Origin of the sequence: Treponema brennaborense DSM 12168, from assembly GCF_000212415.1 — a bacterium.
GTDB lineage: Bacteria > Spirochaetota > Spirochaetia > Treponematales > Treponemataceae > Treponema_F > Treponema_F brennaborense.
In genome coordinates, this window is sequence record NC_015500.1 from 303,124 (window position 1) to 325,270 (window position 22,147).

Annotated in this window: 17 protein-coding genes; 11 read left to right on the forward strand and 6 right to left on the reverse strand. The window is 46.8% G+C overall.

What is annotated here, in order from left to right; translation table 11 throughout:
- The first annotated feature begins 1 nt into the window (after window position 1).
- From TREBR_RS01305 to TREBR_RS14445, 6 genes are all read left to right on the forward strand, one after another.
- Complete coding sequence (locus tag TREBR_RS01305; protein WP_013757434.1) at window positions 2-886, forward strand: substrate-binding domain-containing protein; 885 nt, start codon at window positions 2-4, stop codon at window positions 884-886.
- Window positions 887-955: 69 nt separating this feature from the next.
- A complete protein-coding gene (locus TREBR_RS01310) occupies window positions 956-1,882 on the forward strand; it encodes a ribokinase (RefSeq protein ID WP_013757435.1) in 927 nt (308 codons plus the stop codon).
- A gap of 103 nt (window positions 1,883-1,985) precedes the next feature.
- Entirely contained in the window at window positions 1,986-3,809 is a 1,824-nt protein-coding gene (locus TREBR_RS01315; RefSeq protein ID WP_013757436.1) for a methyl-accepting chemotaxis protein, read from the forward strand.
- A 159-nt stretch (window positions 3,810-3,968) separates the two neighbouring features.
- Window positions 3,969-4,580 (forward strand): LemA family protein, encoded by a 612-nt coding sequence (locus tag TREBR_RS01320; protein ID WP_013757437.1) that lies wholly within the window; start codon window positions 3,969-3,971, stop codon window positions 4,578-4,580.
- A 25-nt stretch (window positions 4,581-4,605) separates the two neighbouring features.
- Entirely contained in the window at window positions 4,606-5,340 is a 735-nt protein-coding gene (locus tag TREBR_RS01325; RefSeq protein WP_013757438.1) for a TPM domain-containing protein, read from the forward strand.
- Entirely contained in the window at window positions 5,330-6,130 is an 801-nt protein-coding gene (locus tag TREBR_RS14445) for a TPM domain-containing protein (protein WP_013757439.1), read from the forward strand. Before TREBR_RS01325 ends, TREBR_RS14445 begins: the two co-directional genes overlap by 11 nt.
- Window positions 6,131-6,401: 271 nt before the next feature.
- On the opposite strand, the gene TREBR_RS01335 is transcribed toward TREBR_RS14445, so the two are convergent.
- Together TREBR_RS01335 and TREBR_RS01340 are read right to left on the reverse strand one after the other, a co-directional pair.
- Entirely contained in the window at window positions 6,402-6,932 is a 531-nt protein-coding gene (locus TREBR_RS01335) for a GNAT family N-acetyltransferase (RefSeq protein WP_013757440.1), read from the reverse strand.
- A gap of 6 nt (window positions 6,933-6,938) precedes the next feature.
- Window positions 6,939-8,183, reverse strand: coding sequence for a coiled-coil domain-containing protein (locus TREBR_RS01340; protein ID WP_156786581.1), 1,245 nt, complete (start codon window positions 8,181-8,183; stop codon window positions 6,939-6,941).
- A gap of 538 nt (window positions 8,184-8,721) precedes the next feature.
- Here TREBR_RS01340 and TREBR_RS01350 point away from each other — a divergent pair.
- Both TREBR_RS01350 and TREBR_RS01355 read left to right on the forward strand, forming a co-directional pair.
- On the forward strand, window positions 8,722-10,569 hold the full coding sequence (locus tag TREBR_RS01350; protein WP_013757442.1) for a proline--tRNA ligase: 1,848 nt from the start codon (window positions 8,722-8,724) through the stop codon (window positions 10,567-10,569).
- A gap of 13 nt (window positions 10,570-10,582) precedes the next feature.
- Complete coding sequence (locus TREBR_RS01355) at window positions 10,583-11,749, forward strand: DUF7954 domain-containing protein (protein WP_013757443.1); 1,167 nt, start codon at window positions 10,583-10,585, stop codon at window positions 11,747-11,749.
- Window positions 11,750-11,998: 249 nt separating this feature from the next.
- Here TREBR_RS01355 and TREBR_RS01360 read toward each other — a convergent pair whose 3' ends face one another.
- The 4 genes from TREBR_RS01360 to aepX all read right to left on the reverse strand — a co-directional run bounded on the left by TREBR_RS01360 (window position 11,999) and on the right by aepX (window position 17,371).
- Window positions 11,999-12,853 carry a GerMN domain-containing protein gene (locus TREBR_RS01360; RefSeq protein ID WP_013757444.1) on the reverse strand — a complete coding sequence of 285 codons (855 nt, stop codon included), beginning with the start codon at window positions 12,851-12,853 and terminating at the stop codon, window positions 11,999-12,001.
- Window positions 12,854-13,025: 172 nt separating this feature from the next.
- Entirely contained in the window at window positions 13,026-14,870 is a 1,845-nt protein-coding gene (locus tag TREBR_RS01365; RefSeq protein ID WP_013757445.1) for a 2-aminoethylphosphonate aminotransferase, read from the reverse strand.
- Window positions 14,871-14,887: 17 nt separating this feature from the next.
- Window positions 14,888-16,039 carry a phosphonopyruvate decarboxylase gene (aepY, locus tag TREBR_RS01370; protein ID WP_013757446.1) on the reverse strand — a complete coding sequence of 384 codons (1,152 nt, stop codon included), beginning with the start codon at window positions 16,037-16,039 and terminating at the stop codon, window positions 14,888-14,890.
- A 30-nt stretch (window positions 16,040-16,069) separates the two neighbouring features.
- A complete protein-coding gene (gene aepX / locus TREBR_RS01375) occupies window positions 16,070-17,371 on the reverse strand; it encodes a phosphoenolpyruvate mutase (protein ID WP_041610285.1) in 1,302 nt (433 codons plus the stop codon).
- A 180-nt stretch (window positions 17,372-17,551) separates the two neighbouring features.
- On the opposite strand from aepX, the gene TREBR_RS01380 reads away from it, so the two are divergent.
- The 3 genes from TREBR_RS01380 (at window position 17,552) to TREBR_RS01390 (ending at window position 22,142) form a co-directional block, all read left to right on the forward strand.
- Window positions 17,552-19,270 carry a capsule assembly Wzi family protein gene (locus tag TREBR_RS01380; RefSeq protein ID WP_013757448.1) on the forward strand — a complete coding sequence of 573 codons (1,719 nt, stop codon included), beginning with the start codon at window positions 17,552-17,554 and terminating at the stop codon, window positions 19,268-19,270.
- Window positions 19,271-19,335: 65 nt separating this feature from the next.
- A complete protein-coding gene (locus tag TREBR_RS01385) occupies window positions 19,336-21,369 on the forward strand; it encodes a pyruvate formate lyase family protein (protein WP_013757449.1) in 2,034 nt (677 codons plus the stop codon).
- A complete protein-coding gene (locus TREBR_RS01390) occupies window positions 21,366-22,142 on the forward strand; it encodes a 4Fe-4S cluster-binding domain-containing protein (protein ID WP_013757450.1) in 777 nt (258 codons plus the stop codon). Before TREBR_RS01385 ends, TREBR_RS01390 begins: the two co-directional genes overlap by 4 nt.
- Window positions 22,143-22,147: the final 5 nt, after the last annotated feature.

Here is a 22,147-nt window from a genome sequence, read left to right on the forward strand (position 1 = left end):
TATGAAAAAGGCAATTGTATGGGGAATGGTTTGCATCGCTTGCTTGCTGAGCGGTTGTGCAAAAAAAGGCGAAACGGATACGGATCTGATCGGATTTTCGATATCCACGCAGAACAATCCGTTTTTCGTTACGCTTGCGGACGGCGCCAAAAAACAGGCGGCTACGGATAACAGCACTTTGGCAGTGGTCGATGCGGGAGACGACGTGGTAAAGCAAATAAGCGACATTGAAGATCTCATTTCAAAGAACGTAAAAGTGCTGATCGTTAATCCCGTGGACTCCGCCGCCGTTGCGCCGGCCGTTACCGCCGCAAAGAAAGCCGGTATTCCGGTAATCGCGGTAGACAGGGCCGTTATCGGTGAAACCGTCGCGTGCCAGATTGCGTCCGACAACGTCGCCGGTGCAAAAATGGCCGGCGAGTATCTGCTGTCGCTCGTGGGCGAAGGCGCTGAAATTGCCGAATTGCAGGGGATTCCGGGCGCTTCGGCAACTATAGACCGCGGAAAAGGATTTCACTTAGCCGTAGACGGAAAGGCGGAGGTGAAAGCAAGTTTGACGGCGAATTTTAACCGGGTTGAGGGGCTCGCGGTTACCGAAAACCTGCTGCAGTCGCACGGCGATTTAAAAGGGCTGTTCGCCCATAATGACGAAATGGCGCTTGGTGCGTTGGAAGCTGCGGCCGCCGCCGGTAAGCAAATCGTCATCGTCGGCTTCGACGCAACGGACGATGCGGTTGCAGCGGTAAAAGACGGACGTTTGGCCGCTACCGTTGCGCAGCAGCCTGCCGAAATGGGTAAAATTGCCGTACAAACCGCGATAAAACTTATCCGCGGTGAATCGGTTCCCGAATCGCTGCCGGTTGTCGTTTCATTGATCACAAAATAAGAAGTACGTCCCGGAATTCCGGTTCCGGGATACTTCGCACTATAAAATATGATTGTTTCAGGATTGCGTATGAAAATACTGAATTTCGGGTCGATCAATATCGACTATGTGTACCGCGTAACGCACTTCGTTCGGCCCGGCGAAACGCTCGCCGCGGACGAACGCTCCGTTTTTCCCGGTGGAAAAGGTCTCAATCAGTCCGTCTCGCTCGGCCGCTGCTGCGGAACTGAACGTGATATTTTTCATGCCGGATGTATCGGTCGAGCCGACGCCGATTTTATAGACGCTCTGTTGCGGGAAAACCGTGTCAGCGGCATGTTCGTGGAAACGTGCGAATCGGTTACGGGACACACGATTATTCAAGTTGACGAAAACGGGCAGAATTGTATTTTATTGTATTCGGGAGCGAACGGGGCACAGTCGGAAGCCCATATCGCCCGCGTTTTCCGCCGATTCGGCGCCGGTGATTACCTGGTGCTTCAGAACGAAATATCGTGCGTCGCTTATATTCTCGAGCAGGCTCATGCGGCGGGAATGAAGATTTTTTTCAACCCGTCGCCGTACACCGCCGATATCCGGAAATTACCGCTTGAATACGTCGACTGTTTTCTGCTGAACGAAATTGAAGCCGGAGATTTGTGCGGTACGCACGCTGCGGACGAATCGGTTTTGCTTGCAAAAACGGCCGCCGCGTTTCCGCGGGCGGAAATCGTGCTGACGCTGGGAAAGCGCGGCGTCGTCTGCAAAACTGATTCCGCCGTTTATCGGTACGGAACGTACGACGTACCGGTCGTCGACACGACGGCAGCGGGCGATACGTTTACCGGCTATTTTATCGGCTGCCGGGCGCTCGGTATGGACGCGCCGGCTGCGTTAAAGTATGCGTCGGCCGCGTCGTCGCTTGCCGTTTCGCAGCGCGGGGCGGTGCCTTCGATTCCCCGAATGCATCGTGTCCGTGATTTTGCCGACTCCGCCGCCGTTCCTTCCTTTAATTGAACGGCGCGTTCCGTTTTTTTTATAAAACGGTACCATATAAATAATTGACACCCGTCCGTCTGCGTGTTACGATTTTATCATCTAATCGGCAGAGGGGTTGTCCATGAAATTTTATTCAACGTATAAATTCCGTTTTATTTTTTTGATTACGTTGTTTATTACGCTTGTCTGTGCCGCAATAACCATTGTTGCGGTGCGCGACATTCGCAGTACCGCGGTAAAAGTTTTTGCCGAGCGCGGTGTGGCCGTGATTGAAAAAGCCGAACCGTATATCGACCCGGTGCGTTTTGCCGAGCTGTGCCGGACGCTCGATGCCGACGATTCCTATTATCTTGAAACATGGCGCAATCTGTTCGATATAAAACAGTCTCTCGGATGTGAATATTTGTATACGATGGTGCCTAAAAGCGGGACGGTTTTTACATATATTGTTGACGGAAGTTCAACGTTTGACGATGAGGATAATTTTTCACCGCTCGGAACGGACGAAGATATTTCGAGTTACGGCAGCTATCCGTTCGACGCACTTAAACGGCAGGAAATGGTCGTCGGAAACCTTCAGTATCAGGCGGACTGGGGCTGGACGATTTCCGTGTACGCGCCTATTATCGATGCGGCCGGAACGTCGATAGGGTTTCTTGCCTGCGACTTTGACGTTGAGAATCTCGTTTCCGTTATAAACGGCAGTACTATCAAAATGATCCTCGTTTTTGCGGTGAGTCTTGTCGTGGGGATTACCGCGCTTTGGTTCTTTGTCGTGTTCTTTTTCAAGCGCCTTTTTCGTGTGGTTCAGGCAATGCGGGATATTGCCGGCGGTGCAAGCGATTTGACCGCACGTATTCCCTGCGGAAATGCCGACGAACTCGACGCCCTCGCTGCGGAATGTAACGCCGTTATTGAACAAATGCAGCGGATGATACGGACGGTATCGCAGTCGGTGGGAACCCTTTCGGAAAACAGCGGTGAAATTTCCGGGCATAATCAGGAGATGCTTTCGCTTCTGAGCGAAGCGGGCACCGCTATCGACGAAATTTACGGAAAAGCCGGTACGCAATGCGGTCTTACCGAAGCCCTTTCAGGTGAAATCGGTACCGTCCGTACTGCCGTACAAACGCTCGAAGAAAAAATAGCGCATCAGACGGAAGCGGCGGCGCGTTCCTCTCTCGCCGTGGAACAGATAACGTCGAATATTCATACCGCCGATATGAATATCAGCCGAATTGCCGACGAATACGGGGCGATTGTGGATGAAACGGCAAAAAGCCGGCAAAAACAGAACAAAATGACGGAACAGATATCGCTCATTGCTCAGCAGGCAAAAAATCTTTCTACGGCGAACTCCGTCGTAACGAAAATAGCCGCGCAGACGAATCTGCTTGCAATGAACGCCGCGATTGAAGCCGCGCACGCAGGCGATTCGGGCAGAGGTTTCAGCGTTGTTGCCGACGAAATACGCGCGCTCGCGGAAACGTCGGCCAAGCAGACAAAAGCCATTCGGACGCTTATCGGCGGAATTGAGAAAACGGTTGAGGAGCTCGTCGATGCTTCCGGCAATTCCGAATCATCGTTCGGTGCGCTCGGAAACCGCATAGGCGAACTTGCCGTTCCGTTGCAGGAAATCAGGGTGGGCATGAACGGCCAAAACCGGGGTGCGGAAGATATTATTGCGATGATGCGCGTTTTGAGCAATTCGGCTGAAGCGATTGCGGACGCTTCAAAAAAAATGTCCGATGAAACGCTGCTCGTGTCCGAAAAAATCACTGAATTGCGAAAATCGGCGGACGACATTCTTTCGAGCGGCAGCGGTACGGCGGAACTTCTCAATCAGGTGAATACTTTTGCCGCCAACGCCGCCGTGTGTTCGGACGGCAACGTAACGCTTGCCGGAAACGTAAGGTCGCTCGTTGCAAGTTATAAAGTCGAGTGAGTCGGTCGATTGATGCCGGAAAATATGCATTGTACGTTTTAGAGCCGATTACAGCGCTTTACGGTCTCTGCGCGGTCCGTTTTTTGTTGACGTAACCTATTTATTTCAATATTTTTTCTATATAACATATGTCGATATAAAACCGATACGGAGGTTTGCATGAAAAGCGGAACGAAGATTTTGCTCGTCGTCGTCGGATTGCTGGTCGTTTTGGGAATTGCCGGTTGTCAATTCTACAGCGGAACGTATAATAAAATGGTCGCTTTGGACGAACAGGTGTCCGGGCAGTGGGCGCAGGTTCAAAACGTTTATCAGCGCCGCCTTGATTTAATTCCGAATTTGGTTGCGACGGTCAAAGGCTATGCGTCCCACGAATCGCAGGTATTTACGCAGATTGCCGAAGCCCGGGCTAAAGCCGGCGGCGTCGTTCAGATTTCTGCGGCGGATCTTGACGATCCGGCAAAGATGAAGCAGTTTCAGGAAGCTCAGAGTTCTTTAGGCGGCGCTTTACAGCGTTTGCTCGCCGTAACCGAAAATTACCCCGAATTGAAGGCCAATGAAAACTTTCTGGCATTGCAGGATCAGCTTGAGGGTACCGAAAACCGGATAACCGTGGAACGCGGCAGATTCAACGAATCCGTAACCTCCTACAATACGTTTATCCGCCAGTTTCCCAAAAACATTATTGCGAATATGAGCGGCTTCCGTACCAAAGAAAAATTCAGCGCCGACAGCGCCGCCCAATCCGCTCCCGCCGTTTCGTTCGAGTAACGGCGAGTACGGTAAGGACTGCATAATGAAGAAAGCGGTAATGCTTAAAAAATTGAAATTGACGGACGAGTCTCTGACCCGAATACGGGAAGCGGTTATGAAGGCCGAATCCCGTACGACCGGTGAAATCGCGCTTGCGGTAACCGCCGAAAGCGCGGCGTATTCGTTCCGGGAATTATTGGCCGCGCTGACCGCCGGTGTTTTCATATTCGCACTGCTGCTGCCGTTCGCGCACGTGATAGCGGAACTTTTTGAAAACATGATGTGGCATATGCCGCTGTGGTATCTGCCCGCGTTTTACGGCATTACCTGCTTCGGACTTGTGGCGCTGCTGTTCCGGATTGCGAACGTTCCGGCCGTCGATCGGCTGATTGTACCTCGTGCGGTCAGATCGCGCGCGGTGTATAACCGCGCCGTTCGGTATTTTGCCGAAAGCGGCGTGTATGCAACGAAGGATCATTCGGGTATTTTGATTTTCGTTTCATATATGGAACGGGAAGTACGCATCATTGCGGATACCGGAATTACTGCCAAAATATCGCCCGGTTTGTGGAATCTGATTGCGGCGGATTTGGCCGAAGGCTTGGGAACCGCCGATGCGGCCGGCACGTTTATCCGCGCAGTCGAACGCTGCGGTGAATTGCTGGAAGAATACTTTCCCGCGGTTGCCGGATCCGGTGCCGAACCGAACGGAACGGCGGAAAATCCCGACGAACTGGCGAACGGTCTTGTCGTTTTGGAGGAAGAAGATGCGTACTGATTTCCGGAACCGGCGGCGCGCTGTCTGCGCGGCCTTTTTCTGCATCGTTTTGTCGCTGCATCTGAGTGCGCTGAGTATTCCGCAGTGGATCGGCCCGGTCAACGATCAGGCGGGCGTTATGTCCGCCGCAGAAAAAAACGAATTGTCCGGTTATTTGACCGATCTGAACAATCAAACCGGCGTACAAATGGCCGTGCTCACCGTTCCTTCTTTGGGAGGCGCTTCAATAGAAGAACTGGCTATCCGTACTGCCGACGCCTGGAAACTCGGCCAAGCGGATACGGACAACGGTGCGCTGCTGGTCGTCGCGCTTGAAGAACGGGAACTGCGTATTGAAGTGGGATACGGGCTTGAAAGCGTTTTGACCGATGCAAAAAGCGGCCTGATTATCCGCAACGTCATAACGCCGTATTTCCGCGACGGAAAGTACGGTGCGGGCATTATCGCCGGTATCAAAAACATGGCGGGGATTGCGACCGACAACGCGGAACTCGTTTCGGAATCGGTTCAAAACGGTGACACGGCTTCCGATGCGATCGGTGCAGCGGCGTTCTTTTTCATCGTGTTTATCGTGATCGTAACGGCGGGCGTTTCGACTTCCATCCGTGGCCGCCGATACGGCCGTTACCGCGGTCCGATCATCATGCCCCCTCCGACGTTTCGCAGCAGAAACGATTCCGATCACCATTTCGGCGGCGGATTCGGAGGTTTCGGCGGGTTTGGCGGCGGCGGTGGTTTCTCCGGCGGAGGCGGCGGATTCGGCGGCGGCGGAGCGTCCGGACGCTGGTAGCGGCGGCGGCAAGCCGTCCGTGCCTTGCCGCCTTACGAGTTTGCCGTGCAAACTCGGCGTATGCAAAGTTGCCGCCGTCCGTGGCTGGGCGTATTCCGCCGTGTCGGCGGCAAGCCGTCCATGCCTTGCCGCCTTACGAGTTTGCCGTGCAAACTCGGCGTATGCAAAGTTCCCGCCGTCCGTGGCTGGGTGTATTCCGCATCGGCGGCGGCAAGCCGTCCGTGCCTTGCCGCCTTACGAGTTTGCCGTGCAAACTCGGCGAAGTGCGGTTTCAGCCGGAGTGCGTGCAGTCTTTTTCCAAAAGGTAAAACGTCCCTTTGACCCCGTGCGCTTCACCCGCCTTGCGGAAGCCGAGTTTTTCATACATGGCAAGCGACGGCCGGTTCCGTGAAAACGCGTCGAGCCGGACCGATTCATAGCCGCCGGTTTCGGCTTGATTGAGTACGTGTTTCATAACGGCGGAACCGTACCCGTATCGCTGAAAATCGGGGTGGACGCACAGTCGGTGTACTATCAGCGGGTTCGTCGCCGGAAAGCGCCACTGCGCCGTATCATACTGCGCGTCGCATTCGCCGTTTAAGACGACGCAGACGGCGATTCTCCCGGACGGCGCGTGCCGCGCGGTAAACAACTGCCGGCGGCGGATATCGTTCCGCAGAATATCCGCAGACGGATACCGGCGGTAGTCCCACATATCTATTCCCGTTTCCTGCATGTGCCGAATGGCCGCCCGATACAGCGCTTCTATTTCCGTAAAATCGCGGTCGGCTGTCGGAATAAGTTCAATGGGTAAAGCTGTCATAAAACCTCATGAGTTCTTTTTTGATTTACAATAAACGCTGAGAAAACACTTTTTTCTGGTATCTGTCCACGTATTTTTTGTACTCCGATTATCACTCGGCGTTTTGGGAATTGTAACGGTATAGCGCTCGTCTCCGTAATATGCAACCTTGTAATGTGCACTGCGGGGCATACTTTTGTCGATGAATTCATGTTTTCTTAAAACGGAGATCAGATCTGAACCGTTTTTTGAACAGTTTTTTATCCAATCGTCTTCGCATTTTTCATACCGTTGTGCCGCTGCTGATTCTGCAAAATTCCAATCGTCAATTTGCCCTTTTATATTTTCAACGACATGCGCTTTCCGGGAGTCGTTCTCGGCAGGTTCACTGTGAATCGTTTTGTAAAAAAGTCCTTTGACAAAATCTTTGATTTCATCAGGAAACAATTCATTTTCAGTGCAAGGTAGAGATACGGTTATGGAGGAATTGAGTTCTTGTTTATCGGAAAAACTTGCAGACAATGCGGCAATTTTCTCCGTTAGGATACGATTTTCTTCAGTTAGTTTCCGGTTTTCAGCCTCGAACGTCTCCATATACAGATTGAGTTCTTTTTGTTTTGCTTCCAGTTCTTTTTTCAAACGAGTGGACTCTTCTTCTTTTTCCTTTATTTGCGCTTGGAGATTGTCGATTCGGGCAGTACTACCGGTACTTAATCGTTCATATTCCGTTTTGAGTCGAGACTGCTCCCGTTCTGTTTCAAGCTGTAATAAGGTGAACCATGAAGTTCCTTTTGAAAACGGTTTTAAAGCCGTTACTTCGGCTATTTTATGATAGATGCTTTCTACGGTAAGTCGTTCCGATGGATGAAAATAAAAACGTTCTTTGTTTCCCCAATAAATACCAATCACGCCATTGAATACGTTATTTCCGTTAGTTTCTTTTTTTAATCGATATGAAAAATCGGTGCTCGGTTCCGTAAATACAAACGCCATGCAATGCAATTTTTCGGCAAGTCGTTCCGGATCGATAAGATACTGTCCCGACTTTTGTTTGCTGATATATACAACCGGCAGTTCTATCTTTTTTTTCCCGTTCAATATATCGATAAATAATTGAGCCATTGCGGGAGTGATGTCAGCCGATATCGATTCTTTCGGATTTCCGTTTGAGGATGTGTCTATAAGCGGAGTAATGAATTTTGAAAAGTATTGGGGTTTGTGGCCTGCGATATTTTTTGCAACTGTTCCGTCAACGGTGGTTTCAAATGTCAAATACGTTGCTTCTTTTTTTCTGCTGCATACGATATACGTGTTCCACGTTTTGTTCACTTCCTGTTCTTTAAGGCGGAATCCCCAATAAAAATCCGTATCTTTTTCAAGTTTTTTCGATTCGATTGTCGAATTTGCATCGGCAAATACTAAATGAGCCGGTGCTTTCTCATACGACAGCAGTTCCTTTTTTATATTATCCGAAGAATGAGGACTTTGAAGTCTCTAGTTTTTTACCGTTTCCCAAACATCATCTTCCGTAACGTTTTCTTTTAATTTTAGTTGTGTTCGGAATGTTGTCATGTACTGCTCCTTGCGAATTTTTATTATAACATACTGAATATCCTTTGTCACTTTCAGCAGGGATCCGTAAAATACCCGCAGCGGCGGCGGCAAGCCGTCCGTGTCTTGCCGCCTTACGAGTTTGCCGTGCAAACTCGGCGTATGCAAAGTTGCCGCCGTCCGTGGCTGGGTGTATTCCGTAGCGGCGGCGGCAAGCCGGCTTGTAAAATTCCCGCAGATAAGATAAAATCGGATAACTATGAAAACTTCCGAAACTTTGATTTCGACACTGCGGGAAGTTCCCGCTGAGGCGGTGATCGCCAGTCATCAGCTTATGCTGCGCGCCGGACTTATCCGCAAATTGGGAAACGGCCTGTTTACGTATCTGCCGTTCGGACTGCGCTCGTTCCGCAAGGTTGAAAATATTATCCGTGAAGAAATGGACGCAATCGGTGCGCTTGAAATAAAACCGTCTGTCGTCGTTCCCGGCGAGTTGTGGCGTGAATCCGGCCGGTGGGATACGATGGGGGCGGGAATGCTCCGCATCAAAAACCGCGTCGATCAGGAATTGGTCGTCAGCCCCACTGCCGAAGAAGCCGTTACCGCTCTTATCCGCGACGAATTGTCTTCTTATAAACAATTACCGATCGTCGCATATCAGATCAACACGAAATACCGGGACGAAATCCGTCCCCGCTACGGCGTTATGCGCGGCCGTGAGTTTATGATGAAAGATGCGTATTCGTTCCACGCCGATGCGGAAAGTCTTGATAAGACGTATTTGGCGATGGAAAAAGCATATAAACGGATTTTTAAACGACTGGGACTTTCGGTCATTCCCGTTTCCGCCGATTCGGGCGCGATGGGCGGCAGCGGTTCGGAAGAGTTTATGGTTGAAAGTCCCATAGGAGACGATACGCTCATTCTGTGCCCCAAGTGCGGCTACGCGGCGAATACCGAAAAAGCTGCGTGTGCTCCCGACGAGGTGCAGGATAAAGACGGTAAACCGCAGGTTGCGGCGACGCTTCCGATAGAAAAAGTCCCGTGTCCCGGCGTTGAAACGATCGCCCAGATGGAAACGTTTTTCAAGATGCCTGCCGAACAGTTCATTAAAGTGCTCATTTACCGGGTGTGCAACAGCGAGCTCGATTTGCGTACCGCGCCCGGCGGAAATACGTTCAAGCGCGATGCCGAAACCGGCGGCGCGCCGCACTATCCCGAAGCGTTTTTTGCAGTTGCAATCCGCGGCGATCTGGACGTGAACGAAGCCAAACTTGCCGCGGTGCTTAAAGCAAGCGAAGTCGAACTTGCTTGTGAAGACGACGTTATCCGGTTTTCCGGCGCGCCGCACGGATTCGTCGGACCGGTCGGTTTGACGAAACTGCCGCTGCTCGCAGACGAAAGCGTGATGGTTCAGTGCGAAGACGGTTCGTATACCGTGCGCGTGCACGATACGGTAACCGGCGGCGGTCAGGCGGACGTCGACAATCTGCACGTGGAACCCGTCCGCGATTTTACGCCGTTTATGACGGCCGACGTGCGAACAGTCGTCGCCGGCGACTTGTGTCCGTGCTGCGGCGCGGAGTTCTACAGCAAAAAAGGCAACGAGCTCGGCCATATTTTCAAGCTCGGCTACAAATACACTAAATCGATGAACGTAACGTATCTCGATGAAAACGGCAAACAGCAGGTTCCCACGATGGGCTGCTACGGAATCGGCGTTGACCGCTCGCTCGCTTCGATTATCGAAGAGCATCACGACGGTAACGGGATCGTGTGGCCGATGAGCGCCGCGCCGTATCAGGTGGTGATCGTGCCGGTCAAATACGAAGGCACGATGAAAGAGATTGCCGACTCGCTGTACGCGGAACTGCGGCAAGCGGGAATCGAAGTCCTGCTCGACGACCGAAACGAACGTCCCGGGGTCAAATTCAAGGATATGGATCTGATCGGTATTCCGGTGCGCATCGTCGTCGGTGAAAAAAATCTGCCGAACGTTGAATTGAAACTCCGTTCCGCTGCGGACAGCGATTTGGTTCCTGCGGCAGAAGCCGCCGGGAAAGCCGCTGCAATCGTGCGTGCGGAACTCGCCGCGCTCAACGGATAACGGAGCGGATGTGATGCGGGTACCGTGCGGGAATCGTAAAGAGGCTGCCGTCGTTTTTGCCGGTTTGATGTTGTTCGCAGCGAGCCGGCTGCCGGCGCTGCCGGGGATTTCGTCGTATCTGAGCGACGATTCCGGCTTGTACGTGTATTATCGCGATTATTCGTTTGAATATGAAGCGTACGTCGGATTTTTGCAGTACGACGATGCGACGTACGCGATGCGCTATTATTCACCCGTGCATCCGGTCGTGCCTGCCGATACTCCGGCTGCTTCGGCAACCGGCGGCGCGGTTACCGTAAACGGCGGGTCTCTTTCGGCAACCGGCGGTTCGCGGGGTGTACTGCCGAAATCGGTAGAAATATTGTTTACGCTGAATCCCGACGTTTCGTACACGGACATGACCGGTGAACGCTTCGTTTCGGCGGTAACTGCGGACGATACCGATTTGGTCAATTATCTGCATGATCTGGTGTACGAGCTTTCCGCCCGCCGCCGGAAAGTTCCCGGCGGCATCGTTGTTTCGCCGACGGTAATCCGGGAAGAGTTCGCTCAGTTCGGCGGCGCGGTCGATATGGCGTACGATTTTGATATTCCGCTGTTCGGTTTGAAGCGAATTTCGGCTGCCGACGGAAGCGTTTTATTCGATCTGGTAACGGCGGGACTGCTCGTTTCGTCGGCGGATACGTCGTTTTCGGCTTTTAAAGGATTTCCCGCGCCGCTGAACGACAAGCAGCGTAAATTTTTACCGGTTTCCGATGCTTCGGCGTTTCCCGTGGAATTCGGTGCGCAGAAGCTGCTGCTCGATTCGCAATGGACGCGGGCTGCGGAAAATATGTTCGTGCTCGGTGACAACGCGATTCTGGTTGTGAGCGCGTTCGACGAGACGCCCGGAGCGGAAACGGCGTATCCGGTGTTCGACCTGTTTACTCGCACTTTGTCGCTCGGTACGCAAGGTTCGTACGCTGATTGGCGGCAGCGGTCGGTGCGGCGTTCTCCGGTTCAGCTGATTACGGAAATGAAGTACCATATTCCGGCGGAAAACGCCGTTTCGCGTGATTTTAAGATTTTGACAAAACGCGATAAGCAGTATTGCATTTTGAGTCTTACCGTGTTCGACAGCGTGTACAAAAGCAACGCGGCGTATTTTGATTCCATTCTGAAAAGTTATTCCGTTCGGTAACCGCAGGTACGTTAGCGGATGAGTGAATGATTTTGCGTAACCGCCTAGCCCGGATTGGAGCAGTGCCGAAGGCAGTCCGTAGGACCGAAGCTGCGGAAAGCCGGTGTGCGATTGAGGCTGCTTCCGAATCTTGAAAAGGAAAAGGTTTTTCGGTGTCTCGGTTATGGTGCGTCGGCTGCGGCCTGCGCGGAAGATTCGCGTGGCCACTCTACTTGAAACTTGTACTTGAAAGCGGCGTTAGTCGCCGCTCTACTTGAAACTTGTACTTGAAAGCGGCGTACCGATCCAGACACCTTCGCTTCCGATGTATTCTTTGCGCTGGCCTTCTATCAGAAACTGGACGCTTTCAACGGTGGGAAAGGCTGCCGCCGTGTAGACGACTTGCATCAGCTGGCCGAGGTAGCCTTCAACTCCGTATCGGTTGTATTCGAATTCTTCGCTGAAATTGAGCGTTGCCACTTTGTTTTTGACGGCGGCGGAAAGCAGGCGCGTTCCATCGGGGATGAGTGTCATGCAGCCTTTTTCCAGTTCGGAAAGGTCCGGGCCTGAGAGCAGGGCGTTTAGGGCCGCCGTGAGCGGTGAATCGTTTTTAGGCAGATTGCGTGTCATTTCCCTGCGTGAAACCGAACCGTCGCCGTCTATCGTGACGAAGCAGAGTTTGGTCGGCAGTACGGCCGGCTGAACCGGCTCGTCGGCGGGGCGTTCCGTTTGTGCGGACTGTTCCACGGGTTGTGTTCCGGTGCCGGCGGAATCTGCGCTTGAATCGGGTGTTCCGGCAGCCGTTTTTTCTGCGGGTTTTGGACTGAGCGGAGGTTCCGTTTCCGTTTTTACTTCCGTGGAAGGTGCTGTGGGTACCGCGGGCTCCGTGTTCAGCGGAATTTGTATCGTTAGTTCGTCGGCGGTTCCTTCCGGCGGGGTTTTAGGCTCATATTGGGAAATGAAGTTTGGTTCTTTGCCGATCGTATGTTTGAAAAATCCGGTATCTTTGAGAACGCGCATGATGTCGTCCTGTTTAATGAGAAATATGATGAGCAGTACGAGCGCGATAAGTATCCAGCAGGCAACCGCAAAGCCTGCCTGATTGTTTTTTTTCTGCTGAGACATGGAATCAGTATAATACAATCGGCGCAAAGCGGCAAGACGGAAAATCGAAATGCGGAAAGGTACCCGGCGACGGATCGGTAAAATGAAAAGCCCGCCGAACCGCGGAATGCTGCTGTGCGTTCGACGGCCGGCGGGTTTGATGAATCAAGTCGGTTTTATTGTATGAAAACCATTATTCGCATTGGCCTATAGTTTTCATGTACACATGCAGTTTTTCCGTAAACCGTTTCATTTCCTCAACTTGGATATCTCCGATATTTGCGATACGGAACGTGTGTATATTTCCCAATTTTCCGGGATAAATGGTAAACGCGTATTGGCTTGCAAAATCGTGTAATTCGTTAAAATCATAGAGGGAGTTTTCTGGTTCCAAAATTGCCGTAATAAGATGACTTTGATATTTTTCTTCGACGAGCATTTTGAGTCCCATATCCTTTATTGCTTTAACCAATACTTTCCAGCAATCCGTATACCGTTGTGCGCGCGCCTCTACCGTCTCGACTTTCGTTTCAATAATGGCTTGTCGCAGCGCGTAGAAAGTCTGAACGGGCGGGGTAAAGCGGGTTTGCTTCGTTTTCTGAAAATACTGATACTGATCGTAGAGGTTCAGATAATAATTGCGTATGGGGATATCTTTGGTTTTTTCCAGTTCTTTCTTATTGCAAATCACAAATCCGATTCCGGCCATTCCCTGTATGTTCTTGTTTGATGTGGACGCCATAAAATCGATTCCCAATTCTTTCAGGTTCATCGGAATGCCGCAGTATGCGCTTACAGCGTCTACGATCGTTATCAGGCCGTATTTTTTTGCCATCGGGCCGATCGTATCCAACGGATTCAATAGGCCCGTCGTCGTTTCGTGATAAACTATGGCGAGGTGTGTGTATTTCTTTGATGCGAATTCTTTTTCGAGAGCGCGGATATCTATCGGTTCGTACGTCGAACTTGTGAATACGTCGTAATTCAGTTTATGGACTGCCGCGATCTTGGCGAGTCTGTTGCCGTATGAACCGTTATCGACTACGAGTAATTTTCCGTTTTCCGGAACGACGGAACAAACCATCGCTTCGTCCGCGCCTGTTCCCGAGCATCCGAACAATACCGTCGTATATTCTTCCGGAGATGCTGCGAAGGCGGTCAATTCCTGCGTACACCATTCCATCAACTCTCCGAATTCAGATTCCCGCGGACAAATATCCGCTTGGACTTGAGCGTATTTTACGCTGTCCGTAGTAGACGCCGGCCCCGGATTGAGTAATACTTCCCTGCGTATGGCCCGTAATTCTTCATTTTCCTTAATACGGGGATATATTACCGCAGTTGCCATTTCAAGGTGTTCTTCGCAGTCGATTTCACGCCACGCATAGTATTCTATCTTTTTTATATAAATCGGATCATTCCGTTTTGAGCTGACGTACTGCATTGCGTGTTCGTATTCCATTTTGGGCAGATCGTCATGATGAGCCGCTGCATACTCGCACATCCTTTTTAAGGTAGATTCGGAAAGACGGGTTATACCCACCAGTTCGCCGGCAACTTCGGCTATGCGGCTGCGGTCTTTTGAAAGATTTTCAAGAACGCTGCATTCGGACGTCTGTACATACACTTCATCACCGGATTCGGTCGGGCCTGAAGCAAGTATGACGTTTCGGCGCTGGTCGTTTATAAGAACTTGAAGTCCTATCGAGTCGTAAATCAGATCCGATTCAAGAACGAGCACGTCTCCTTTTACATACGGCGCGCATACTTCCAGTGTTCCCATGCTGCCGGTGTTTGCGTAGTTCGTATTGCAAACGGTTTTAATTATATGATATTTTTTTGCAAGCTTGTCGTACCACTCGTGACAATGACCGGTACCTATGATAATTTCTTCTATTCCCGCAGCAATCAATTTTTGTACCGACCATTCAACGATTGCGTGACCGTCTATTTCCAAAAAACCTTTCGGCATGGCGGTGGTACGGCCTTTGAGTCTGGAACCGAGTCCTCCCGCCATTATTACAGCCTGTTTAATCATGTTTCTTCCTCGTTCGATTATTTCTTTAAAAATTCCATAAACACTGTCTTGTTTTGTTGCGGTGTAGACTTCGGTCTGCCCAGATCCTTGCGGGCCCCTTTGCATACTTTTATTTCCACAAAGGTCAGTTCCTCTTTTCCATTCCGTTGCTTTTCTTCTATTTCCGCAAGCGCCGTGTCGAGTTCTTTTGCCGTTGCGATATCATATGTTTTTTTATAACCGCAGGAACGTGCGATATCCGAAAGCTTTATCTGCAATCCGACTGTCGGTTGGCCTCCGACTGAATCGTGTGCTCCGTTGTTCAATACGAAATGGCATAAATTTGCCGGGTTTCGGGTTCCTATCGTCGCCATTCCTCCCATCTGCATTATGGAAGCTCCGTCGCCGTCTATGCAGTACACGGGACGCCGCGGTTCCGCCTGCATGGCAAGGGATAATGCGATCTGGGACGCGTGTCCCATTGACCCGACGGTCAAAAAATCACGACTGTGATCGAAATGATGTTTTTCCCGTAACTCGTACAATTCCCGGCTGGCCATTCCGGTTGTAGAGACGAAAACTGTCCGCTCTGATGCAGAAAGCATAATCCGTTCGATAGCTTCTTCCCGTTTCATTTCTGCGTTTACAGCCGTGTTGTTCTTGAGTTTATATTCTTCAAATGAATCTTTACGCACTACGAATGCATAAGGTGCGCTTTGTGTGCCGATATAATCATATGCACTGGTGAAATCCGCTTCCAGTTTATTTTCATCCGTATCCGGTGAGAGAATCGTGTAGGGAATCTTCATTGCATCGAATAAATCACACGTTACTTTGCCTTGTTTGACATGCTGCGGTTCGTCATGAACGCCCGGTTCTCCCCGCCAGCCTATGACGAGAATCAGCGGTACCGAATATACATCCGGATCGGCAAGGGAAAGCAACGGATTTACGGCGTTGCCTATTCCGGAATTCTGCATATATACGAGCGGAATTTTCCCTGTTGCAAAATGATACCCGGAGGCAATTGCCGCTGCGCATCCTTCGTTTGCAGCGATTATGTGCTTTGAATCCGGTGTGTTATCCGTTAGGTAGGCGCAAAACGATTTCAGCAATGAATCGGGAACGCCGGTAAAAAAATCCGTTCCGTTCCGAATCAGCATATTATAAAATAGTTCCGGTTTGATCATACTGTTATCCTGATAAAATATAATTAACGGTTATTTCGTACCCGGGATCAATTCCAGAATCTGTTTGATCGGCATACAAATATCGTTTACTTCCAAAGAGCGTTCCGTACGTAAAATGGTTTCGGCACATTTTACCATTGCAGGATACGCCGCCCGCAGCATGTGGTTTGCGTATATGATAACGTTTGCACCCCACTCTTTTAATTCCTTCTCCTGAAACTGATTGTACGTTGTGGGTACGAGAACGATAGGAACGTTTTTATACATTTCACGGAATCGTTGGCAAAATTCCTTTATGTCTGCTCCCGTTTTTTCTTTTGAATGAATCATGACGCCGTCCGCTCCGGCTTTGACGTACAGATCGGCCCGTTCGAGTGCTTCATCTACGGTGTGTCCGGCAATAAGTTCTTCCAGTCGGGCAATAATCATAAAGTCTTTCGTAACTTGAGCTTTTTTTCCTTCGCTTATTTTACGGCAGAATTCTTCCGCAGGTGCAAGTTCCTGTTTTGCCTCCGTTCCGAATAATGAATTTTTCTTGAGACCGACTTTATCTTCGATAATGACTGCCGAAACTCCGTTCCGTTCCAACGTCCGTACCGTAAACACGAAGTGTTCGGTAAGTCCGCCGGTGTCTCCGTCGAATATGATGGGTTTGGTGGTACATTCGAGAATATCGGTAAGACTTTGGAGGCGGGTCGTCAAATCGACAGCTTCAATGTCGGGTTTGCCTTTGTCCGTAGAATCGGTAAGTGACGAGGACCACATGCCGTCGAACCGATGCATTCCGTCTTCTTTTTCAATTTCCGTGTTTTCGATGATCAGTCCGGAAAGTCCTGAATGTGCTTCCATAATACGGACAATCGGTTTTGCCGAAATAAGCCGTCTGAGCGTTTTCATTCTGATTTCGGGGGTCGTACCGATTCCTTTGGCATTTTCAACGAGAGCGGAAGAATCGATTCCCTTTGTGTAGGGAATTTCAATGACTTGTCCGCCCTGTCGTTTCATCGTTTCATAAACCTCTTCACGGACCTTACTCATGGAACCCGTTTTCCAGTCGTCACCGTGTATGATGTAATCGGGTTTGTATTTGATAAGGTTCGGAACGTAACTCCATTCTTTTTGCGGAACGATCTTTGAAACGCCTTTTATATTTTCTACGACCTTTTTGCGTTGTTCATACGTAAGATACGGTAACCGTTTGTGATTGACAATAGCCGAATCGGTAAGAAGGCCGATCGTGACCTCTCCGTATTTAGCTGCTTCCGCAATAATATTAATAATGCCCGGGTGAATGATATCGCCGGTAAGACCAAGATAGACCGTTTTTGCCAATGTAGACTCCTTGAACAGTGATCTGTGTTCAAAATAATTATACATTTGTTATACCTTAAAAAAATGTATTAAGTCCAGTATGTTTCGGTGATAAAATCGGATATTGCCTTTTTCCGGTATGATTACGGCAGTACAGGGGCGATCCTTTACAATAAGGAATATTTGTTTTACACTACTGGAATGAAGCCGTTCAAGATTATTACATTTATTTTTTTTATATTTTCGGTGCCCGCTCTTTTTTCTCAGGAAGCTTTAAAATCAGCAGAAGAAGAGTATTATGATTTTCTTTCATTGCAGGGCATGACGAGCCGTCCCTCGCTGAATTACCGGACTTTGAGTGACTCCGAATGGACTGTTGATGCCGGAGCGGAGCACGTGTGGTTTTCCAATAATTTGGGTACGAAACATATTCTTTTTGCGCCGGAAACGGCGAGCGGCAATGCGTTTTTGAGCGGAGTGAATCAGAATATAGCGTTTAAACTGTTCGGTCCCGAATGGTTCAACAGTTTTAATACGGCTGCCCCTTACGGTCAAAACGACGGCGCGTTATGGCAGGGTAGAGGGTACAATACGAGTTTGACCGCAGGCATACGATTTGAAGCATACGGATTGGCGGTAACTTTTAAACCGCAGCTCAGTTTTAGCCAGAATATGGCGTTTGATTATATAAAACCAAACTATAAAACAGTGGATTCAATCGGGGTTGCGACGATTTATAACGGAAAAGCTTCTGAGTATGGATATTACGGAGTTCCGTCTATAGATGCTCCCCAGCGATTCGGCGATAATGCATTTTTTACGTTTGATTGGGGTGACAGTGAAATCCGGTATACATGGAAATCTCTGACGGTCGGTTTTGGTACACAGACAATATGGTTAGGACCTGCCCAGCTGAATCCAATAATACATTCAAATAACGCCGCTTCATACCCGAAAATTGATATCGGGTTTCGCCGGACGCAAATCTGTCTCCCGTGGCTTGGCTGGTATATCGGTGATATGGAAGCCCGCGGATGGTGGGGAAAACTTACAGAGTCAGACTATTTTGATACTGATGAAAGTAATAACAATAACTTAATGGCAGGTCTTTCTGTTGCATACGCGCCGTCTTTCCTGCCGGGATTGACAATTGGATTTAATAGAACAATGCTCAGTAAGTGGAGTGATATTACCGCATATACTCTTTTTCGTATTTATACGCCTTTTATTCAAGGTGGAAGTGATGCAAGTGATCAACGTTTTTCATTCACATTTGATTATGTAATTCCAAAAGCAGGATTTGAAGTATATCTTGAATGGGCTAGAAATGATTTTAGCCCAAATTTTGATTATATCTTAAGATATCCGTTTCATACACAAGGATGGACATTCGGAGCCCAAAAAGCACTAAGTATATCAGCTAATTTTAAGTTAAAACTTTTGCTAGAACTCACGTATCTTGAATGTTCTGCTGATTATGATAGACTGATTAATTGGTATTCAACTTTCTATGCTCACCATCTTATCACTCAAGGTTATACTAATGGCGGGCAGTGGTTGGGGGCAGGTATTGGTACGGGCGGAAACAGTCAGTATTTTGGTATACAATTATATCATAAAAAAGGAGACATTACTTTATTTGCTCAAAGACGGAATCCTGACTTAGATTATACAATGTATATTGATGCAAAAAAATATGCAGAAGAATGTGCTAATGGTAACTATGTTGCAGAAAGTAACATACGTATGATGTTGAGTTTTGGTCTCAAAGGAAATTTTTACATTCAGAAAAATCTTCGTATATCCGGTGCCTATATTTTTACGGATGAAAGGAATCCATTGAATAAATCTAACGATGATCATTCTTCAAAACATCGTTATAATAATACTTTTTCAGTAAGTTTAAAGTATAATTTATAATGATTTTAGACTGCATGAAAAAGTAATAAAGATTGGTATAAATGAACTAGGTTGAGGTGCCCGTTATGGATATGAAAAAAACACTTAAAACCATGATAAAAGTATTGGTAAAAGATACTTTTATTTATAAGAGATTTATTCAAAAAAAAGAGGCATATAATAAATATTTTTGTGGTGCTTATTCCAGACTAGAGGTAATTGAACAAACAAAGAAAAGATTTTGCTATAATAATAAAAATAAAACAAAGCAATATAAAATTTTACTAAGAAAAATATATATCCAAATCAATCCTGGAAAAAGATTCCAACATTGGATTGATACTGGATATTATTTTTGTAATTTTTATACTTTACCAGATGCTTTGCCTCCTAATTATGAACTAATCATCAACTCTTCACTATATGAAATAATAAAAGAGAACAAAGGTAAAAAGAATTTAGTTGAACTAAATAATTACAATCTTCTTGTCGCAATTACAAGATATATTCAAAGGATTATAAAACTAATAAATAAAAAGAATAAAAAATTACTGGATGAAAATCTAGAAAAAACAAAAATATATTTTGAAAATATGCTATCAACCCCTGCTAAAACCTTAGAAGAAGGGCTGCAACGTATTTTATTTTGGTCTTCATTATTTTGGCAAACAGGATTTAAGTTAATTGGACTTGGAAGATTGGATAAACTTCTTGCTAATCTTGATTCCCCTAGCAATAATGAAGAACTTATTTCTTTGGTTGTTGATTTTTATAATGAACTTCATAATTATTATGCAATAAAAAGCAATGTACTTATGGGTGATACTGGTCAGGTTATAATTTTAGGTGGAACAGAAATTGACGGGTCATATTATTGTAATAAATTAACCTATATATTTATCGATAGTTTAATAAAAATAAGATCCCCTGATCCGAAACTCCTTCTGCGATGTGCTTCTAATATGCCAGACGCGCTTCTTGAAAAAGCGTTGTTCTGTAATAGTCTAGGTATTGGATGTCCTTTATTATCAAACGATGACATAGTCATTCCTTCATTAGAAAAATTTGGATATACTCATGGAGATGCATGTAATTATGCTACATCGGCTTGTTGGGAACCTCTAAATTATGGGAAAGGTTTAGGTCGTGGTAATTTGGGCGATATTAATTATGCCCAAGTTTTAGTAGATACATATGAAGATAATAATTTTGTTATTTCAAGAAAATTTAGTGAATTAGAGAATTTATATATTGAAAAATTAAAGGAACATGTTTTAAATAAAATAGCAGTTCTCAACGGAATAAAATGGGAAAAAGCACCTCTTCTGAGTTTGTTTACAGAAGGTTGTAGACTATCAGGAAAAGATATAAGTGAAGGAGGGGCCATTAATAACGATTACGGCATATCTACAGTAGGTTTGGCTAATGCGATAAATTCTCTTTTATCTATTAATGATGTTGTATTTGTAAAAAAAGTTTTTACAATGCAAGAGCTGAAGGACAGTGTTGAACATGATTATCAGGATAATCTAAAATTAAAAACCATTCTTTCAGAAAATGATTATTTTGGGCATGATGATAAAATAGTCCTTGATTTAGTAAATACCTTAACGACAGTTGTCTCAGATTTATGCAGTTCTTATAAAAATCCATTTGGAGGAAATTTAAAATTTGGATTTAGTTCTCCAAATTATATAAATTGTGGATTAAAAACACTAGCTACATTAGATGGTAGAAATGCGTATGCTCCATTGGCCGTACATCTTTCTGCCAGATTGGGAACTGCATATACAGAACTTCTTTCATTTGCTTCTCAGTTACAATATCAAGAAAACAGAGCAAATGGTAATGTTGTTGATTTATTTATTAGTCCAAATATCATTCATAGCAGTTTTGATAAATTTATGCAACTTATCAAAACTGCTATAGAAATAGGTTTCTTTCAAATTCAAATGAATGTTGTTAGTTCAAAAACTCTTATTGAAGCAAAAAATGATCCATCGTTATATCCGGATCTAATTGTTCGAGTCTGGGGTTTTAGTGCCTATTTTAATGATTTGCCAGAAGATTATAAAGAATTGTTAATTCAAAGAGCTTTAGAATCGGAAATGTCTGCATGAAAAATCTTTCAGAATCAATTATTATATCAAACATACAAAGATTTTGTATTCATGATGGTCCCGGAATACGAACTACGGTTTTCTTAAAAGGTTGTAATATTCATTGTCCATGGTGTGCTAATCCTGAAAATATTGCATTTACTCCTCAATATTATAGTAGTGATAATATACAGGGTCTCTTTGGAAAATATATTTCCGCAAATGATTTATATATGGAAATTTTAAAAGACAAACCGTTTTACAAAACAGAAGGTGGTGTTACTTTTTCTGGAGGAGAACCTCTCCTCCAGATGGAAAAACTTGTTCCTCTCATGGAAAAATGTAAAAGTAGTGAGATTAAATTATGTGCAGAAACCTCTTTGTTTGTTTCCACACATCAAATTGATATTGCTCTCTCGTATCTTGATACGATTATAATCGATATAAAAATTTTAGATTCTAGTGATTGCCTTTCAATTTTAGGAGGGCACGTTGATTGTTATTATAATAATGTAAATAGAATTATGATGTCTTCTATTCCGGTTATTTTTAGAATCCCATTAATAAATCCATATATAACGAATGAGAAAAATATCAAAGCAATCATATCTTTTCTAAAAAACAAAAGATATGATAAAGTTGAATTAATAAAAGGGCATAATCTTGCTACAAAAAAGTATGTATTGCTTAGGAAAGAAATGTATAGAGTTCCAGATTTATCAGAGGAACAGCTTCTTTTTATAAAAGAAAAATTTATTCAAAATGATATTAATGCAGAAATATGTAAAATGTAGGTAAG

Excerpts from the sequence above, each read along its gene's own strand:
- TREBR_RS01305 (WP_013757434.1), top strand. The coding sequence starts at position 2 with ATGAAAAAGGCAATTGTATGGGGAATGGTTTGCATCGCTTGCTTGCTG.
- TREBR_RS01310 (WP_013757435.1), top strand. The coding sequence starts at position 956 with ATGAAAATACTGAATTTCGGGTCGATCAATATCGACTATGTGTACCGC.
- TREBR_RS01315 (WP_013757436.1), top strand. The coding sequence starts at position 1,986 with ATGAAATTTTATTCAACGTATAAATTCCGTTTTATTTTTTTGATTACG.
- TREBR_RS01320 (WP_013757437.1), top strand. The coding sequence starts at position 3,969 with ATGAAAAGCGGAACGAAGATTTTGCTCGTCGTCGTCGGATTGCTGGTC.
- TREBR_RS01325 (WP_013757438.1), top strand. The coding sequence starts at position 4,606 with ATGAAGAAAGCGGTAATGCTTAAAAAATTGAAATTGACGGACGAGTCT.
- TREBR_RS14445 (WP_013757439.1), top strand. The coding sequence starts at position 5,330 with ATGCGTACTGATTTCCGGAACCGGCGGCGCGCTGTCTGCGCGGCCTTT.
- TREBR_RS01335 (WP_013757440.1), bottom strand. The coding sequence starts at position 6,932 with ATGACAGCTTTACCCATTGAACTTATTCCGACAGCCGACCGCGATTTT.
- TREBR_RS01350 (WP_013757442.1), top strand. The coding sequence starts at position 8,722 with ATGAAAACTTCCGAAACTTTGATTTCGACACTGCGGGAAGTTCCCGCT.
- TREBR_RS01355 (WP_013757443.1), top strand. The coding sequence starts at position 10,583 with ATGCGGGTACCGTGCGGGAATCGTAAAGAGGCTGCCGTCGTTTTTGCC.
- TREBR_RS01360 (WP_013757444.1), bottom strand. The coding sequence starts at position 12,853 with ATGTCTCAGCAGAAAAAAAACAATCAGGCAGGCTTTGCGGTTGCCTGC.
- TREBR_RS01365 (WP_013757445.1), bottom strand. The coding sequence starts at position 14,870 with ATGATTAAACAGGCTGTAATAATGGCGGGAGGACTCGGTTCCAGACTC.
- aepY (WP_013757446.1), bottom strand. The coding sequence starts at position 16,039 with ATGATCAAACCGGAACTATTTTATAATATGCTGATTCGGAACGGAACG.
- TREBR_RS01380 (WP_013757448.1), top strand. The coding sequence starts at position 17,552 with ATGAAGCCGTTCAAGATTATTACATTTATTTTTTTTATATTTTCGGTG.
- TREBR_RS01385 (WP_013757449.1), top strand. The coding sequence starts at position 19,336 with ATGGATATGAAAAAAACACTTAAAACCATGATAAAAGTATTGGTAAAA.
- TREBR_RS01390 (WP_013757450.1), top strand. The coding sequence starts at position 21,366 with ATGAAAAATCTTTCAGAATCAATTATTATATCAAACATACAAAGATTT.